Origin of the sequence: Bradyrhizobium sp. WYCCWR 13022 (assembly GCF_030435535.1) — a bacterium.
Taxonomy (GTDB): Bacteria; Pseudomonadota; Alphaproteobacteria; order Rhizobiales; family Xanthobacteraceae; genus Bradyrhizobium.
In genome coordinates this window covers 390,534-408,574 of the sequence record NZ_JAUIZJ010000010.1, presented here as the reverse complement: position 1 = coordinate 408,574, position 18,041 = coordinate 390,534, and the positions used below count along the sequence as shown (strand labels likewise).

13 protein-coding genes are annotated in these 18,041 nt (G+C 64.5%); 7 read left to right on the top strand and 6 right to left on the bottom strand.

The window, feature by feature from the left end:
- Positions 1-13 precede the first annotated feature (13 nt).
- Complete coding sequence (locus QY049_RS17580; RefSeq protein WP_301269724.1) at positions 14-1,708, bottom strand: peptide ABC transporter substrate-binding protein; 1,695 nt, start codon at positions 1,706-1,708, stop codon at positions 14-16.
- A 205-nt stretch (positions 1,709-1,913) separates the two neighbouring features.
- Here QY049_RS17580 and QY049_RS17575 point away from each other — a divergent pair, with 205 nt between their 5' ends.
- Positions 1,914-2,549 (top strand): cupin domain-containing protein, encoded by a 636-nt coding sequence (locus QY049_RS17575; RefSeq protein ID WP_194479908.1) that lies wholly within the window; start codon positions 1,914-1,916, stop codon positions 2,547-2,549.
- Between the two features lie 141 nt (positions 2,550-2,690).
- A complete protein-coding gene (locus tag QY049_RS17570) occupies positions 2,691-4,541 on the top strand; it encodes an ATP-binding protein (protein WP_301269723.1) in 1,851 nt (616 codons plus the stop codon).
- 9 nt (positions 4,542-4,550) lie between these two features.
- On the opposite strand, the gene QY049_RS17565 is transcribed toward QY049_RS17570, so the two are convergent.
- Complete coding sequence (locus QY049_RS17565; RefSeq protein WP_301269855.1) at positions 4,551-5,576, bottom strand: AraC family transcriptional regulator; 1,026 nt, start codon at positions 5,574-5,576, stop codon at positions 4,551-4,553.
- Positions 5,577-5,763: 187 nt separating this feature from the next.
- Between QY049_RS17565 and QY049_RS17560 the strand changes: the two genes are divergently transcribed.
- The 3 genes from QY049_RS17560 to QY049_RS17550 all read left to right on the top strand — a co-directional run bounded on the left by QY049_RS17560 (position 5,764) and on the right by QY049_RS17550 (position 8,979).
- Positions 5,764-6,213 carry a cupin domain-containing protein gene (locus QY049_RS17560; RefSeq protein ID WP_301269722.1) on the top strand — a complete coding sequence of 150 codons (450 nt, stop codon included), beginning with the start codon at positions 5,764-5,766 and terminating at the stop codon, positions 6,211-6,213.
- Positions 6,214-6,305: 92 nt separating this feature from the next.
- Positions 6,306-7,814, top strand: coding sequence for a flavin-containing monooxygenase (locus QY049_RS17555; protein ID WP_367401196.1), 1,509 nt, complete (start codon positions 6,306-6,308; stop codon positions 7,812-7,814).
- Positions 7,815-7,905: 91 nt separating this feature from the next.
- Positions 7,906-8,979, top strand: a complete 1,074-nt coding sequence (locus tag QY049_RS17550; protein WP_301269720.1) for a hypothetical protein — start codon at positions 7,906-7,908, stop codon at positions 8,977-8,979.
- On the opposite strand, the gene QY049_RS17545 is transcribed toward QY049_RS17550, so the two are convergent.
- The 4 genes from QY049_RS17545 to QY049_RS17530 all read right to left on the bottom strand — a co-directional run bounded on the left by QY049_RS17545 (position 8,976) and on the right by QY049_RS17530 (position 13,285).
- The gene (locus QY049_RS17545) at positions 8,976-10,319 is read right to left on the bottom strand and encodes a cytochrome-c peroxidase (RefSeq protein WP_301269719.1); all 1,344 of its coding nucleotides are present in this window, start codon (positions 10,317-10,319) and stop codon (positions 8,976-8,978) included. The two genes, QY049_RS17550 and QY049_RS17545, sit on opposite strands and share 4 nt — an antisense overlap.
- An 18-nt stretch (positions 10,320-10,337) precedes the next feature.
- Positions 10,338-12,047, bottom strand: a complete 1,710-nt coding sequence (locus tag QY049_RS17540; RefSeq protein ID WP_301269718.1) for a phospholipase C — start codon at positions 12,045-12,047, stop codon at positions 10,338-10,340.
- A 103-nt stretch (positions 12,048-12,150) separates the two neighbouring features.
- Positions 12,151-12,360 (bottom strand): hypothetical protein, encoded by a 210-nt coding sequence (locus QY049_RS17535; RefSeq protein WP_301269717.1) that lies wholly within the window; start codon positions 12,358-12,360, stop codon positions 12,151-12,153.
- 133 nt (positions 12,361-12,493) lie between these two features.
- Entirely contained in the window at positions 12,494-13,285 is a 792-nt protein-coding gene (locus QY049_RS17530; RefSeq protein ID WP_258765679.1) for an ABC transporter substrate-binding protein, read from the bottom strand.
- A 253-nt stretch (positions 13,286-13,538) separates the two neighbouring features.
- Here QY049_RS17530 and QY049_RS17525 point away from each other — a divergent pair, with 253 nt between their 5' ends.
- Together QY049_RS17525 and QY049_RS17520 are read left to right on the top strand one after the other, a co-directional pair.
- Positions 13,539-14,732, top strand: coding sequence for an efflux RND transporter periplasmic adaptor subunit (locus tag QY049_RS17525; RefSeq protein ID WP_194479892.1), 1,194 nt, complete (start codon positions 13,539-13,541; stop codon positions 14,730-14,732).
- A gap of 13 nt (positions 14,733-14,745) precedes the next feature.
- Complete coding sequence (locus QY049_RS17520; protein WP_301269716.1) at positions 14,746-17,904, top strand: efflux RND transporter permease subunit; 3,159 nt, start codon at positions 14,746-14,748, stop codon at positions 17,902-17,904.
- Positions 17,905-18,041: the final 137 nt, after the last annotated feature.

The following is an 18,041-nucleotide window of genomic DNA, read 5'->3' as shown; positions in this document are numbered from 1 at the left end:
CCGGCCTGAGGCATCAGGCCCAGTACCATTCGCGGATGTTCCAGCAGTTGATCGAGGTGTTGATGTTGGGTCGGAAGCCTTGCAGCCCTTCCTTCACGCCCTCGGCGATGAAGCCCTGGAACAGCGGCAGGATCGCAAGGTCGTTGCGGATCAGCTTCTGCAGGTCGCCATAGGTGGTCTTGCGCTGCGCTATATCGAATTGCCTGGCGCCTTGCGCGAGCAGCCGATCAGCCTCCGCGCTCTGGTATTGATAGGTGTTGTAACCGCGGCCGCCCTTGGCGGGAATCGCGCCGGAGCCGAACCGTGGCGTCACGTCGGGATCGCTGCCCAGCATGAAGTTCACGCCCACAATCACCGAGTTGAACTTCGACTGCTGCCAGAAGTCGCCCCAGATCACGGCGGCCGGCATGTTGTTGACGCGCATGCTCGCGCCGATCGCGCGCCAGCCCTGGATCAGGAGCTGCTGGGTCTGCTCGCGCACGGCGTTGCCTGCGGTCGTCGAGTTGGTGAATTCGAGCTTCACGCCGCCCTTCTCGCGCACGCCGCTGGAGCCACGAGCCCACCCCGCGGCATCGAGCAGCGCGTTGGCCCTGGTCGGATCGTATTTGTGCTGCGGCAGACCCTGCTGGAACGACCACGCCTGCTGCGGCACGAAACTCTCGGTCTGCGTCGGCAGGCCGTAGTTCAGCGCATCGATGATCGCCTGCTTGTTGATGGCGAGATAGAGCGCCTCGCGCACCGCGTGATCGGCGAAGGGCCCGAACTCCAGATTGGGGGCGATATGCTCCACCGAGGACGTCGACGAAACGACGATCTTGCGCGCCTTCAGCGTCTTCGCCTCCTGCACGAAGTTAGGCAGGATGCCCTGCAAGCCGGTGTAGTCGACCTGTCCGGTGCGGAACTGGGTGTAGAGGACGGTGAGGTCAGGAATGTATTTGAAGACCACGCGTTCGACGTAAGGTCCCTTGCCGTGATAGCCGGTGTGGGCATTGAGCAGGATATGGTCGCCGGGCACGCGCTCGCCCCAGCGGAACGGCCCGGTGCCGACAGGCGCGTTGTGGAACGGCGAGGCGTTCGGATCGGACACCTTCTCGAGGATGTGCTTGGGCACGATGAAGGTCAGCGATCCCAAGATCGACATATAGGGCGAATAGGCGGCTTCCATTCGCCAATGAATCTCGTCGGGCCCGACGACCTCGATGTCCTTGACCAGACTGTGGCCGACGCGGCTGCGCGCGCGGAAATCGGAATTGTTGATCAGGTCGAGCGAGAATTTGACATCGTCCGCCGTGAAGGCCGTGCCGTCGTGCCACTTCACGTCCTTGCGCAGCTTGATCTTCCAGGTCAGGCCGTCGGCCGACAGGCCGCCGTTCTCGACCGTCGGGACTTCGCTCGCGAGGTCGGGCACGAACTTGCCGTCGGGATCGATGAACCAGAGCGGCGAGAACACCTGCCACCAGACGCCCTGGTCGACTTCGATGCCGGGCATCAAGGGATGAAAGACGGTCGGCTCCTGCGACAATGCGGCGATCACCTGCCCGCGCGGCTTGTCCGGCGGAGTGCCCGGACGCTCGGTCTGCGCAAGGGCGCTGCCCGAAAGCGTCCATCCCGCGGCGGCACCGGCGCCAAGCTGGAAGAATTGTCGGCGATTTGGAATGCCGGGATGATGCAGTCCGCCAACGCTGAACTTGCCGGTGTCATCTGCCATGACCAGTCTCCGTTCCCGCACGCGGCACCTCTCCCGCGCCCCAGGACCCCGGCAAAGGGACAGGAGTGGGCTTTAGTGCTTCTAAATTTTTCAGCCAAAAGTTCATCATGACTAAATACAGCTGTCAATCAGATTGCTAGGATGCGCGACCTTTTCACACCGCCGCCGGCCAATCCGGCGGCGCGGAAATGCTTGGGAGAGCGACATGGATGGTCGCGGCGACACTGACGGTCCGAAGGATACCCCGACGATCGAAACCGACGATGCTGTCGACCAGCGCCTCGGCGAGACCGTGCGGCTGCTGCGCCAGCGCGCGGGTCTCTCGATCCAGGACGTCGCCAACAAGACCGGCCTCTCCAACGGCATGATCAGCCAGCTCGAACGCGCGCGCGCGATGCCGTCGATCCGCACGCTGCGCCTGCTCAGCATCGCGCTCGACGTGCCGATCTCCTATTTCTTCGAGACCAGCGATCCCGCCGCCGATGTGCAGCGCTACATCGTGCGCAAGAACAACAGGCGCCTGCTGCGCCTCACCGCCAGCGGCGTCGTCAAGGAAGCGCTGACGCCGGAAGGCAAGGGCCAGATGGAGCTCTACGAGCTGACGCTCAATCCCGGCGCCTCCTCGGGCACCGACTTCCTCCAGCACACCGGCGAGAAGGCCGGCTACATCCTCTCCGGCAGCCTCCGCCTGTGGCTCGACAACCAGGCCCACGTGCTGGAAGCGGGCGACAGTTTTCGTTTCCCGAGCATCGTGCCGCACATGTTTGACAACCCGACCCAGCAGGCGGCACGGGTGATTTGGGTCACGACCCTGCGCCAAACCGATTCGCCACCAGGTTGACGCCCTCGGAATATCTCGCCCAGATAGCGCCAGAATTTGCCCTCGACGCCGCCGCAGGGAGTCTGTAGCTCACAGGGAGCCGGACTCGTGCGACTGGGCGGATGGTTGAGGGTCCGCGGCTGACGTCGGTGGTACGAGAGCATGAAACTCAGGGGGCTTCTGACATCAGCAATGGCCGCGCAGGCCGTCGTGACCGCCGTGGCTCTCTCCGCCTCCTATGCCGTGACCGGACCCGGATTCGGCGTTGCCCAGTTCGTTGCCCTGCTTGCAAGTGCGGCCGCTGCGGTGCTGCTTGCGCGCCTTTGCGCCGGCAGCATCGCGACATCACGGAACAAGCACTTCGACGCGCGACTGGCCGAGCAGCTGCAGGCACGCGCGGACAGCGCGCAGATGACGCAAGCCGTCATCAAGACCGCGCTCGACGCCTTCGTGCAGACCGACGACCGCGGCATCGTCCTGGAGTGGAGCCTCCAGGCCGAAGCCCTGACCGGATGGTCGCGGGCCGAGGCGATCGGCGCCGACGTCGTCGAGTTGCTCGTCGCCGAGCCGCTGCGATCGGGCTTCAGACAACGCATGATGCGAATATTGCCGGAATTGTCCGACACCCCGATCGGTATCCGCTTCGAGGCGAGCCTCGTGCACCGCAACGGCGACGAGATCCTGATCGAGGCGTCGAGCACAGCGCTCCGCCTCGGTGGCCGCACCATCATCAACGTTTTCGTCAAGGACATCACGCAGAAGCGCGCCGCAGAGGAGCAGCTGATTCAATCCCAGAAGATGGAAGCAGTCGGCCAGCTCACCGGCGGCATCGCGCATGAATTCAACAACATGCTCACGGTGATCACGGGCACGATCGAGATCCTCGCCGACGCCGTGAAGGACGATCCGCGGCTCGCCACCATCGCCAAGCTGATCAGCGAGGCCGCCGATCGCGGCGCGGCGCTGACCTCGAGCCTGCTCTCCTTTGCGCGCAAGCAGGCGCTGCATCCGGCCGAGATCGACGTCAACGATTTGCTCGAGGAGCTTTCAAAGCTGCTGCTGGCGACCTTCGACAAGAAGATCGAGATCGTGCGGAAGTTCGACGGCAATATCTGGCTCGCCTTCGCCGACCGCGGGCAACTCTCCTCCGCGCTGCTCAACCTCGCGATCAATGCCCGCGACGCGATGCCTCTGGGCGGCCGCCTGATGCTGACGACGCGCAACGTGGTGTTCGGAGTGCGCGAAGCCGTCGCAGTCGGCGCCGGATATCCCGGCGACTATGTCGAGATCGAGATCGGCGACACCGGCACCGGCATTCCGCAGGCGATCGTCGAGCGCATCTTCGATCCGTTCTTCTCGACCAAGGAGGTCGGCAAGGGCACCGGCCTCGGGCTCAGCATGGTGTTCGGCTTCGTCAAGCAGTCGGGCGGCGGCATCAAGGTCAGGTCCGAGGAAGGCCGCGGCACGACCTTCGCGATCTATCTGCCGAAGGCCGAAACCAGCGCCCTTCGCCCCGCGAGCTATGATGCGCGCAAGATCGTCGGCGGAACGGAGACCATCCTCTGCGTCGAGGACGACCGCGACGTCCGCCATTACGTCACGGTGCAGCTCGAAAGCCTCGGCTACAAGGTCATCCCCGCCGCCAACGCCACCGAAGCGCTTGAGATCGCGGCCGACGGCACGCCGTTCGACCTGTTGTTCACCGACATCGTGATGGGCGGCGGCATCAACGGGCGCGAGCTCGCCGACCGGATGGTGGCCGCGCGGCCGTCGCTCAGGGTGCTGTTCACGTCGGGCTACGCACACGACTCCCAGCACGCGCCGGGCGGCGCCACCATGGGCGCACCGCTGTTGACAAAGCCATACCGCAAGGCCGAGCTCGCACGCATGCTGCGCCGCTCGCTCGACACCGCCGTCGATGCCGCGGGCGATGCGATCCCGACGCCCTATTCGGTGCAGGCCGAGGTCGAAGGCTTCTTGCGCAAACAAACGAGCGACGATCGCGGGAACTAATGACCGCTGTCAGCTCATCCGCCGTCGCAGCGTGGCCGACGGCGTCTCGCCGAATTTTGCGCGGTACGCACCGGCCATGCGACCGAGATGGGTGAAGCCGAGATCGAAGGCGATGCCGGTGATGGAAATGTCTGGTGGCGCTTGCGCGAGCCGGGCATGAAGGCTGGCAAGCCTGATATCGAGCAGCATCTCCGAGATCGACACCCCGAAGTGACGGCGGAAGCCGAGCTGAAGCGCGCGGATGCCGACGCCGGACGCGCAGGCGAGTTGTGCGAGGTCGAGCGGCTCGTCGGCATTGTCCGCAAGATAGTCCCGCGCGGCGCGGAGCGCGCGCGGCAGGCGCTCGGCTTGCCCCGAGAACGTCCTGATCGCATCCGACAGGCCGTGCCGCTGGCCAGTGAGGAGGCGATCGAGCAGCGCCTCGCGCCAGTCCGCCATCGCGACCGGCGACATCAGGCCGGACGGCCCGAGACGCTCGGCGAGCAGCATCAACTCATCGAGCCGGGCCCGGAGATCAAGCCCTTCGGGCGCGTTCAGGTCGATGACCGGATCGAACTCGACTGCGCCGGCCGCCCGGCCCGACAGCGCCGCAGCCCGTTGTTCGACCATGCGGCGGTCGAGCAGCAGGATGATCTGCGCACATTCGGCCCAGATCATCCTGGTCGGGATGGTCGGCGATAGCAGCGACGCCGTCTTGACAGGCGCGACATCGAAGCCGCCGGTGCCCGCAGAAATGTGAGCGGTACCCGTGAGCGGGATCTGCACGAGGAAGAAGCGGTCGAGACAACCGGGATCGATGCTGACTGTCCCGCCATAGCTGACGTAGTTGATGGAAAAGCCTTCAAACGCCGCGCAATTGTGCCGGGCGGAGAATCCGGACGCACGGGCCTGCGCGGGCTTGAGATCATGCGGGCAGAAGATGCGACCGATCTGTTCGGCCGCCTCATCGACATCGTCGGTGGCGACGCGCGCGAAGGCCGCAAGCCGTTCGGATGCGGGTGGCCTTGCGCTCATTTCCAGCACGGCTGCGGACATCATAGACCACGCTTCGCGTCGCGGAATTGCTTTAAGCCTATAATAGTTCGCAGGGCGCGAAAAGGGTCATGTCGCAAGATCGTCGTGCTGCATGGCAACAGCCATGTCCGGATTCGTTTAGCGGATAGACAGCCGCCCGCACGTGGCCGAAGCTCCATCCTCGCCGGAATTCAACAGGAGGCGAGCCATGACTACACTCGAAAAGGGCATTACCGCGAACGGCACAGGCTACGGCGGCAAGACCTGGAACATCCTTGGCCAGGTGTATTTCCCCAAGGCCGTCACCGACTCCACCTTCGCGTTCGAGACCAACAGCGATCCTGGCCAGTTCGTGCCGGTGCACATCCACCCGACCCAGGACGAGTTCATCCTGGTGCAGGAAGGTACGCTCGACCTCAAGCTCGACGGCGTCTGGGTCAAGGCTCATGCCGGTGATCTCGTGCGCATGCCCCGCGGCATCCCGCATGGCTATTTCAACAAGTCCGACAAGCCGTGCCGCGCGCTGTTCTGGGTCTCGCCGATGCAAAAGCTGGAGGCGCTGTTCAACCAGCTGCACAATCTGACCGACCCCGCCGAAGTCGTACGCATCTCGGCGCTGCACGAGGTCGACTTCCTGCCGCCCGAGGCGAACGACTAGGCGCCTCGCCTCCTCGTCCGATTTCATCTGCTTGCAGCTCCGCCGGCCGCGCCTTGCGGCCGAACGAGGCCGCTTGCGCGCAAAACACATCGATTGCGAGCCATCCCATGGTCAGCCCCAAGCATGTCTGCGTGATCGGCGCTGGTGTCTCCGGCCTCGCCACCGCAAAGGCGTTCTCCACCCGCGGCCACCGCGTCACGATCGTCGAACGCAGCGCCGATCTCGGCGGCGTCTGGGAGCCCGCGCGCTCCTATCCCGATGTGCAGACGCAAAGCCCGAAGGATCTCTATCGCTACACCGATCGCGCCATGCCTGATGCCTATCCGGAATGGCCGACCGGGCCGCAGGTCCACGCCTATCTCGCCGACTACGCCAAAAGCTTCGGCCTTGACCGCATGCTGCGCCTCGATACTGCGGTCGCCGGCATGGCGCGGCGCACCGACGGCAAACCGGGCTGGACACTGGCGCTATCAGGCAAGGACGGCGCCATCACGAACGAGGATTTCGATTTCGTCGCTGTGTGCACTGGACAATTCAACGAGCCGCGCGAGCTGCATTGCCGCGGCGAAGGCAGTTTCCTGGACCAGGGCGGACAGATCCTGCACTCGTCGAAATACAGCGATGCCACGCTGGCGAAGGGGCGCCGCGTCGTCGTGCTCGGCGGATCGAAATCGGCGACCGACATTGCGGTGAACGCTGTGACATCAGGCGCGCGAGAGGTCACCATCGTGATGCGCGAGCCGGTTTGGCGCATCCCCTATTTCATCGGCGGGCTCGTGAACTTCAAGCGCATCCTCTACATCCGCGCACAGGAGGAGATGTTCCCGGGCTGGGGCATCGGCACGATGTCGCGGCTCGCGTACCGCCTCGCCGCGCCGCTGATCTGGGCGAACTGGCGGGGGCTGGAGAGCCTGTTGAAGGCGCAGCTCAAGCTCAACAAGTGCAAGATGGTGCCGAAAGAGCGGATCGAGGACGGCGTCAACTGCTCGGTCCCGATCGCCACGCCCGGCTTCTATCCGATGGTCGCCGACGGCCGCATCAAGGCCGTGTTCGGCAGCTTCGACCATTATGAAGCCGACACCATCGTGATGAGCGGCGGCGAGCGCATCGGTGCCGATGTCGCCGTGCTCGCGATCGGCTACAAGCTCGGCGTACCCTTCCTCCCCGACGCCTATCGGCAAAAGCTGGTCGATGCGGACGGACAGTACCGGCTCTATCGCCTGATCGCCAATCCTGATCTGCCCGACCTCGGCTTCGTCGGCTTCAACTCGTCGTTCTGCACCGTGCTCTGCGCCGACCTCGCCGCCAACTGGCTGGTGCGCTATGCCGATGGGCAACTCGAGAACCAGCCGACGGCGCAGCAGATGCGCGACAACATCGAGATGATGCTGCATTTCAAGCGCGTCGAGCGGCCGGCCGCGGGCGTCTATGGCGGCCTCTGCGTCGCGCCGTATCACTACCGTCATTTCGACGAGCTGATGGCCGACATCGGCGCCAAGACGCAGAAGCGCGGCGGACCCGCCGGACACTTCCTCCCGCCGGACGCTGATGACTATGCCAGGTTCCTCGCGTCGGCGCCGGAGTATCGGGCGGCGGGATGAGATCGGAGAGCCCGATTTGCGGCTCGCCAGGCCGCGGGTTTGATGCTTACGATCCCATGACCAGCGAATCTCCTGGACGTGGGAGGCAGCCATGGAACGACGACGCCACATCGCCACAGTCATGGCGGTGCTTGGGCTGCTCTTCACGGCGGCGGCCACGAGCCAGGCGCAAGCGCTGACGCCGGCGCAGTCGGAGGCGCAAGCCGCCTACGATCGCGCGCTCGGCGATTTCAAATCGATCCTGGCCGAGCGGCGCCGCCAGATCGAGGCGAAGCAGAAGCTGCCGAACCTGCCGGGCCAGGCCCTTTACCTGGCACGCGTCGCTGTCATCAGCACCTACAAGGATCTCACCGACGCCGTGCCGTCGCGGATCGGCAAACCGAACAAGTTCGGGATTCCGCCGGCCTATTTCGATGCTGCGATCGAACCGCTGGTCGACGAATACGCCGACATCTTCGACGTCATGGAGGCGCCGCCCGCGAGCGCACAGAATTCGGCGACGCCGTTCAAGGACGTCGTCGACCTCGGTACTGCGATCGCACGCGCCAAGGGGCTCAAACCCGTTGACGCCGACGCCGCGGGCCTCATCAGCCTGGGACTGTTCTATGCGGAGACGAACGGCAAGCAGAACGTCCGCAATGCGCGCTCGAACAGCTACATGGGCAGCTTCCAGACCGGCCCGTCCGAGGACCGCAACGGTCAGCGCAAATGGGAGGCGATCAAGGGTACGATCGCGGCCGCCGATCCCGCACTGAATGCGCGCGACGACAAGGAAGAAGCACGGTCCGGCGGCACCGATCGCCGCTTCAACCACTGGACCAACGTGCGCGACGGCCTCATGAACGCGCATGCGGAACTGTTTGCCGGGATCCCTGTCATCGTGAAGACGCTGCCCGATCCGATCGAGCAGATGAAGCTGTTCGAGCTGATCCAGATCATCCCGACGCCGACGCGATCGGCCCTCAAATCAGGCGACCTGTTGAACTACCGGGTATCCAATCCCACCATCATGAAGCACCTGCGCAACAACAGCATCTTCGCCTTCGGCAAGATGGACCGGGCGCGAAGCTCGGCGACTTTCCGCGAGATCCTGGGTGCGATGTGGCTGTTCAAGCGGAAGTTCGAGAAGGCCATGGTGAAATACGCGGAGATCAAGGGTCGTTAATTCTCCGGCTTGTAGCCGTCGGTCAGCGTCTTCAGGAATGCGATGATGTCGACCTCGTCCCGCTCCGTCATCGCCGGCTTGTCGCCGGGATGGCGATCGAAGGGCGGATCTGTCACGTCGACATTGGCGTGATACTTTTCGGGCAGGTCGTCGTATTTGCGCACCGTGCCGTCGGCAATGCGCGGAAACGCCTTTTCCGGATTCGTGTCGCGGAAATTGTAGAAGTCGAGCACCTCTTCGAGCGTCTTGAAGACGCCGTTGTGGAAGAAGGCATGACGCGTCGCGGTGTTGCGCAGCGTCGGCGTCAGGAACGTGCCGCAATATTGCGTCTGCGCGGCGACATCGGTGCGCTGCGGACCGCAGACGCCGAGGTCGAAATGATTGGGATCGCGATTCCCGGCGAGCGCCGCGTTGCGCGGCGCGCCGAGCGCCTCATACTGATGGTCGGTGAACAATGGCGGCAGGCTGTCGCGCGTCGGCGCCGACGTATGGCAGCCGGCGCAATTGGCCTTGTCGGGGTCGTTGAACACTTGCAGGCCGCGCAATTCGCTTTCCGACAACCGCGCCTTGCCCTCGAGCCAGTAATCGTACTTGCTGGTGTAGGGATGGAAGCTCGGCTCTTCGACCTGATAGCGCGCCACCGCGAACATCGCTTCCGCGATCAGCAGCCGCTGGTTCCTCAGCACGCCGGCGCCGAACAGGTCGACGAAGCGCCGGACATAAGGCGCGTGCCGCAGCTTGTCCGCGACGATCTCGGCGCTGCCGCCGTCCATCTCGTTGGGATCGAGCAGCGGGAACAGCGCCTGATCCTGGAGCGTGTCGGCACGGCCGTCCCAGAACAGGCCGCCCTGCGGCACGATGTTCGCCGACGCGCCGGTGCCGCCCGCGGTCTTGGTCGTGCGCACGGACTGCTGGCCGAGCGCCGCCATCTGCGCGAGATCAATGGTGTTGTCGTCATCGCCCTTGTCGGGCCCGATGCTGAAATTCGGCTGGCGCTCCAGATAGGTCAGCGACGGGACGGCGCGTGCGCCTTGCCGCGTCAGGTCGATGCCGCCAAGCATCACCGGCCCGTCGTTCGGCGGGCCGTAGGCGTGATCCGGACTGTGGCAGGACGCACAGGAGAGCCTGCCTGAGGACGACAGAGAGGCGTCGTAGAAGATCTCTTTGCCGAGGAGAGCCATCGCGGACAGCGGCGCGACCGGCGGACGCATGAGGCGAACCGGATTCGGATTCGCACCGACCAGATTTGCCTCCGCAAGCCCCTCCGTCTCGGCAGCAAGGACGGCGCCGGCCAGACAGAGCAGGCCGGCGCCGAGGAGCCACATGGAGCGGCTGTTCATCAAATGCGTACCGTTGGGCTAGTGGTGGTGATGCTCGTCCGGCGGGCTCACGATGACCGTGCCGGCGGTCGGATCGAGAAACAGCGCGTCGGTCCGGAAGTCATGGCTGTGATCATGCTCGAAGTCGAACAGGTCCATGATCGACCCGGTGGTGGCATCGAACGAACCGCCACCGAGACGCTTGCCCTTGAGCCAGTTGTCTTCGATGAACCGCACCACCGAGGCCTGCGAGATGGCGGCGTGGCTGACGAAGTTGGTCTTGGCGTAGGGCGAGATCACGATGAAGGGCACGCGGGTCGCGGGGCCGCAGCGGCCGTTCACCGGCTTGCCGCCGACACCGGGCAGCTGAGGCTGCTTGGTGACGCCGAGACCGCACTGGCCGGCACCGTTGAGCTGATCGGCGGTCGGGTCGTAGGAAGCGCTGCTCGACCTGGCGTAAGCGTGGTCATACCAGCCGTCGGAATCGTCGTAGGTGATGATGACGGCGGTCTCGCGCCACTCGGGCTGCTTCTGGAGGAAGTTGATCAGCTCGACCATGCCCTGCTGCTCGTCGAGGGGATCGGAATAGCCGGCATGGCCATCCTGGTAGGCCGGCAGCTTGACGTAGGACACCGCCGGGAAATTGCCGACCTTTACGGCCGCGTAGAAATCCTCGAGGTCGTAGCCGTGATTGGCGGGATCGAGGGTCTTGCCGTCCTTCTCGTAGGTGTGACCGACCGCTTGCACCGAGCTGGGCCGCAGATGGTTCGGATTGGCGGTCGACTTGTAGAACTGGAACCAGGCGTGATGCGGGACGTAGTCCGCCTTGGAAGCGCCGACCACGGTCGAGAACGTGCTGCGCGCGCAGCCGGTCGTGCCGTTCGCGTTGGTCACGGCCAGATCGAAGCCGCCCATGAACGAACCCCAGCTGATGCCGGCGTCGTTGAGGAGGTCACCGATGTTCTTGCCGGTCATCGTGACCTGCGTCGTGTATCCCGGGGTGCTGCAAGGATCATAAGCGGGACCGGGATCGCCGATCACCGTGAGGCCTCCCTGCCCGTCCGGGATGATTTGCGTCGCTGCATTGCCGAGCACGGCCACGGCGCCATTGGTCTGGCCCGAAATCACGTTCAGCGCGCCGACCGTCGACGGACCGTAGGTGTCGGTGTAGGCATTGTCGTTCATCGAGAAGTGCTGCGCGTAAGTCCAGAGTGCGGTGATGGTGTTGCCGTCGAAATAGCCCATGACTTGACCGGTGGTGCCGAACGCGCCGACGCCGCCCGAGGTGCCGCGTCCGGTATATTTCGGGAACAGATCGGCCTTGCCGTTGTCATAGGCCTGCTGTTCCGCGGTGTAGGCGTGGTTCTGCGACTGCGTGTTGGCCTGGGTGCGGTCGAGCCGGAAGGGGTCCGTCGCGCCAGCACCGTTCGCCGGATTGGTGTTCGGATTGTTCACCAGCAGATTGGCGTTGGCGAGGTTGTTGACCTTCGGCGTATGCGGCTTCGGCACGAAGGGAATCGAGCCCGAGGGATTGCTGGCATGCGGATAGGTCGCGAAATAATGGTCGAACGAACGGTTCTCGTTGAAGATGACCACGAGATGCTTGATCGGCGTTTCGGTGTGCATGTGATGCGCATGATGATTGCGATCATGGTCACGATCGAAATCGTCGGCGAACACCGGAATGCTGCAGGCAAGCGTCGTCGCGGCCGCGAGAACCGCAGCCGTCGTCAAGAATTTGGTTTTCATCTCTGTTTGCCCCGAGGGATTGACCCGGCAACCCTAGCGATCACGGGTGACAGAGCTGTGTCAGTTTGACGCAAACACATTTTGCGCAGTTGTTCGGACAAAATTATTCACAGGCTCGCCTCGCCCGCGGCGGCTCGATCTCGAGGTGACCGGACTCGGGCAGCGGAGGTGCCGTTTCGCCGATCAGCTCTTGCTTGTAGAGGCGGTCATTGTCGGCATCGAGCCAGAGCTGCTTGATCTTGTCGGCCGCGCCGCGGCGGCATTCGGGCGGCACATCGGACGCAGGCGGCTCCATGCCGAACCGGGACGGCAACGGGGACGATCATTTCAGGATCCATCGTCAGCGGTTGGGCCTGAGCGCTCTGCATCGTCAAGACCAGCGACACCATCGCAGCTGCAATCCAGTGTCCATGCATGTGTGCCCGGCGAAATCCAATATGGCCGGCCTATTCGGTGCGGATCGGCGCGTCCTTCAGCCCGTTGTTATCATAGGCCTTGCGCAAGGTGCCGTTGGTTACGGCCTCGTTCATGAACCTGGTGACGAACGCCAGAGCCTGGCTGTGGCCGAGCGGGACGGCAACGGCGGTCACCGTCTTCTTGAAGGTCTCGTCGAGCACCTTGGTCCCCGGAATCTTCTGCGCCATCTTGTTGAGCTGGTCGCGCGACAGCGCGAAGGCATCGATCTCGCCGCCCTTCAGCAGGCCAAAGATTTCATCATAGGTCTGATAACCCGTGACCTTCGCATTCTTCAGATGCGCAACGGCGCCGCGCATCGTGGTCGTGGCATTGACGGCCGCGACCTTGATGCCGGGCTGGTCGAGCATGGCGAAACTGGTGACGCTCGACCCCGCCTTGACGATATAGGTGGCGTCCGCGACCTCGTAGATCGGGCCGAACATCATCCTGGTCTCGCGCTCGGGATCTTTTGGCAACCAGGTGACGTCCCAGGCGCCTTTGCCGGCGGCGTCCGTGATCTGTCCGGAATTCTGGTACACGACATAGTCGACGGGCACGCCGAGTTGGGCGGCCATCTCCTTGCCGAGGTCGACGGGCACGCCGGCATAGCCGGCTTCGGTCTTGGTCGACCAGAACGCCCCGCCCGCCGGGCTGATTGCGATCGCGACCCGCAGTCTGCCGGTCGGAGCGATCTCGTCTTTCAGGCCATCGGCTAGCGCGGGCATCGCGACCGTGGCGGCAAGAGCGAGGCCGGCGCAGGCCGACCGGAATGGCGTTGGCATATCATCGTCTCCTCGCGTTTCTTCTTGTGCTGTCCGATTGCCTGAAGTCGGTCCTCGCGCCAGGGCATGCGGCCTTTGACACAATTCTGGTCGATCATGCGCTCGGTGAAAAGCGGTTTATCGTGACAAATCTGTCAAAGGTCACGCCGCTCCCTGCAACGCAAGGGCTGTGACTGCCATGGCTATGGTGTTCCACGGCCGGTGATTTGTTGCTAGCCTGCCGCTCCGACAGACAATCATCGGGGGCCATCGAATGACCTGCGCGAATCCCGCTTCTCTCGCACATCGGAACGAAGAGTGGCGACAGATCGGGCGAGCGCTGACTGCCTTGGCCGCATTGGCTGCCCTCGCCGGCTGCGAGGACAAGAATGCGTATGTCGCCCCGCCGCCGCCGAAGGTCGACGTCGCCACGCCGGTGCAGCGCCCGCTCACGCGCTATGTCGAGGCCACCGGCAACACCGCGCCGATCAAGAGCGTCGATCTGGTCGCGCGCGTGCAGGGATTTCTGCAAACGATCGACTACACCGACGGCACCTTCGTCAAGCAGGGCACCCAGCTGTTCACGATCGAACCCGAAACCTACAAGCTCAAGCTCGACCAGGCGCAGGCCGCCGAGACCGGCGCACAGGCCTCGCTCAAGCAGGCCGAGGCCGACTACAAGCGGCAGGCCGATCTGGTGCAGCGACAGGCGGTCTCGCAGGCGACCCTGGACACCTCGACATCGACCCGCGACAACGCCCAGGCCAACCTCCAGCAGGCCCAGGCCAACACCAGGCTCGCCGAGGTCAACTACGGCTACACCAAGGTGACTGCGCCGTTCGACGGTATCGTCAGCGCACATCTGGTCTCGATCGGCGAGCTCGTCGGCGTCTCCTCCCCGACCCAGCTCGCGACCATCGTCGCGATGGATCCGATCTATGTGAACTTCACCGTCAACGAGCAGGACGTGCTGCGCATCCGCGCCGAAGCACAACGCCGCGGGATGACCGCGACCGATCTCAAGCAGCTCCCGATCGAAATCGGCCTGCAGACCGAGACCGGCTATCCGCATGAGGGCAAGCTCGACTACGTCGCGCCGACCCTCAACTCGTCGACCGGCACGCTCGCCGTGCGCGGCATCGTGCCCAACGACAAGCGGGTGCTGCTGCCAGGCTATTTCGTCCGCGTCCGCGTGCCCTTCACCCAGGAGAAGGAGGCCCTCCTCGTCCCCGATACGGCGCTCGGCAGCGACCAGGGCGGGCGCTATCTGCTGGTGGCCAACAAGGACAACGTCGTCGAGCAGCGCAAGGTGCAGATCGGTCCCGCCGACAACGGCCTGCGCGTGATCGAGAGCGGCCTGAAGCCCGACGACCGTGTGGTCACGTCGGGGCTGCTGCGCGTGATCCCGGGCCAGAAGATCGACCCGCAGCAGACCAAGATCGAGCAGCCGCAGGCCTCGGGCAAGTGAGAGGCCGCGCGTCATGATCTCAAAGTTCTTCATCGAACGGCCCGTCCTCTCGAACGTCATCGCTCTGCTGATGATTCTGATCGGCGGCGTCGCGCTGTTCAACCTCGCGGTCGCGCAATACCCTGATGTGGTGCCGCCGACGGTGCAGGTGACGACGCGCTATCCCGGCGCCAGCGCCAAGACCGTGATCGACACCGTCGCGCTGCCGATCGAGCAGCAGGTCAACGGCGTCGAGGACATGCTCTACATGCAGTCCTACAGCGGCTCCGACGGCACCTACACGCTGACCGTGACGTTCAAGATCGGCACCGACCTCAACTTCGCGCAGGTGCTGGTGCAGAACCGCGTCTCCAGCGCCCTGTCGCAACTGCCGTCCGCCGTGCAGAACCAGGGCGTCACCGTGCAGAAGCGGTCGACCTCGATCCTCCTGTTCGTGACGCTGACCTCGCCGGACAAGACGTTCGACAGCCTTTACCTGAGCAACTACGCCACCATCAACATCCGCGACGAGCTCTCGCGCCTGCCCGGCGTCGGCAACGTCACGGTGTTCGGCGCCGGCCAGTATTCGATGCGGGTCTGGCTCGATCCGAACAAGCTGCAGGTGCGCGGCCTGGTGCCGCAGGACGTCATCAACGCGATCCAGCAGCAGAGCCAGCAGGTCTCGGCCGGACAGGTCGGCGCGCCGCCGACACCGCCGGGACAGGCGTTCCAGTACACGCTCAACGTCAACGGAAGGCTCGACGACACCAGCGAGTTCGAGAACATCATCGTCAAGACGGGCACCAGCGGCGACGTCACGCGCGTGCGCGACGTCGGCTCGGTCGAGCTCGGCGCGCAGACCTACAGCCAGATCTTCTCGCTGAACAAGCAGCCGGCCACCGGCATCGGCGTATTCCAGTCTCCCGGCGCCAACGCGCTCGAGGTCGAGCAGGCCGTCGAGAAGAAGATGGTGGAGCTCGCCAAGCGGTTTCCCGAGGGCATCAAATACGACACGCCGTTCGACACCACGAAATTCGTCAACGCCTCGGTGCACGAGGTCTACATGACCCTGATCGAGGCCGGCCTGCTGGTGCTGGTCGTGATCCTGGTGTTCCTGCAGGACTGGCGCGCGATGCTGGTGCCGGCGACCACGGTGCCGGTCACCATCATCGGCGCCTTCGCCGCGATGGCGGCGCTCGGCTTCACCATCAACATGTCGACGCTGTTCGCGATCGTGCTGGCGATCGGCATCGTGGTCGACGACGCCATCGTGGTGGTGGAAGGCGCGGCCCACAATATCGAGAAGGGCATGAACGGCCACGACGCCGCGATCAGTGCGATGGACCAGCTGTTCGCGCCGATCGTCGGCATCACGCTGGTGCTGATCTCGGTGTTCCTGCCGGCCTCGTTCCTCGCCGGTCTCACCGGGCGGATCTATTCGCAATTCGCGCTGGTGATCGCGGCGACCGCGCTGCTGTCGGCCATCAACGCCGCGACGCTGAAGCCGACCCAGTGCGCGCTGTGGCTACGGCCGACAGCGCCGCCGGAGCAGCGCAATTTCTTCTATCGCGGCTTCAACGCGGTCTACGACAAGGTCGAGCGCGGCTACACCCGGCTGATCACCTTCCTGGTGAAGCACGCGACGATCTCGGTCGCGTTCGCGCTCGTCGTGATCGGGTGCAGCGGCTACGGCCTGTCGCGGGTGCCGACCGGCTTCCTGCCGATCGAGGACCAGGGCTATCTGATCGCGGCCGTGCAGCTGCCCGACGGCGCCTCGCTGGAGCGAACCCAGAAGGTGCTCGACAAGGCCGCCGACATCATCAAGGGCACGCCCGGCGTCCAGCAGGTCATCACCATCGCCGGCATCTCCGCGCTCGACAACAGCGCCAGCCTTGCCAATGCCGGCGTCGCCTACATCATCCTGAAGGACTGGGAGTCGCGCGGCAAGGGCGAGGATCTGCGCTCGCTGGTCTACGGCCTCAACGACAAGGTCGCTGATATCATGGAGGCGCGCACCCTGGTGCTGCCGCCGCCGCCGATCCAGGGCATCGGCAACGCGGCCGGCTTCTCGATGCAGGTCGAGCTTCGCGACGGCAACAGCGATTTCGCCAAGCTGCAAGCGATCACGGGCGCGATGGTCAGCAACGGCCAGAGCCAGAGCGCGCTCCAGCGCGTGCAGTCCTCGTTCCGCTCGTCGGTGCCGCAGTTCAACGTCGAGATCGATCGCATCAAGACCCAGACGCTGCATGTGACGACCGACCAGGTGTTCGCGGCGCTGTCGACCTATCTCGGCTCGTCCTACGTCAACCAGTTCAACAAGTTCGGCCGCGTGTTCCAGGTCTACACCCAGGCCGATCCCGCCTTCCGCGTCACCGAGCGCGACATCGCCAACATGCAGGTGCGCAACTCGAACGGCGACATGATCCCGATCGGCACCGTCGCCACGATCACTCCGGCCACCGGGCCGTCGCTGATCAGCCTCTACAATCTCTATCCCTCCTCGACCGTGATCGGCCTGCCGGCGCAGGGCTACTCGTCCGGCCAGTCGCTGAAGCTGATGGAGGAGATCGCCGACAAGACGCTGCCGCAGGGCACCGGCTATGAATGGACCGCGATGTCGTACCAGGAGAAGGCGGTCTCGAACCAGATCTACTGGGTGTTCGGGCTCGCCATGCTGCTGGTGTATCTCGTGCTCGCCGGCCAGTATGAGAGCTGGTACGCGCCGATCTCGGTGATCCTCGCGGTGCCGCTGTCGCTGCTCGGGCCGATGCTGATCCTCTCGGGCCTCAAGATCGACAACAACCTCTATTGCCAGATCGGCCTGATCCTGCTGATCGCGCTGTCGGCCAAGAACGCGATCCTGATCGTCGAGGTCGGGCTCGAGCTGCACGGCCGCGACGGCAAGCCGATCATCGAATCCGCGATCGAGGCGGCACGCGCGCGCTTCCGTCCGATCCTGATGACGTCGTTCGCCTTCATTCTCGGCGTGGTCCCGCTGGTGCTCGCGACCGGCGCCGGCGCCAGCGCGCGCAAGTCGATCGGCATCACCGTGTTCTCCGGCATGCTGGCCTCGACCTGCCTCGCGGTCCTGTTCGTGCCGGCTTTCTTCGTGGTGGTGCAGCGCTTCGAGAACTGGCGCGCCTCGAAGAAGGCGCCGAAGGCGAATGCGGCCGCTGAAGTCCTGAAGTCCTAGAGGCTGCTCGGACGAAATCGCCAAAACAACCCCATGCACAGTAGACATGGGGTTGAAATGGCGCGAGATATTCGATTTTGCCGAAAATTGCTTGCACCGTCGGGCAAAACACCGGCATAATGGCATCATGGGAGGCG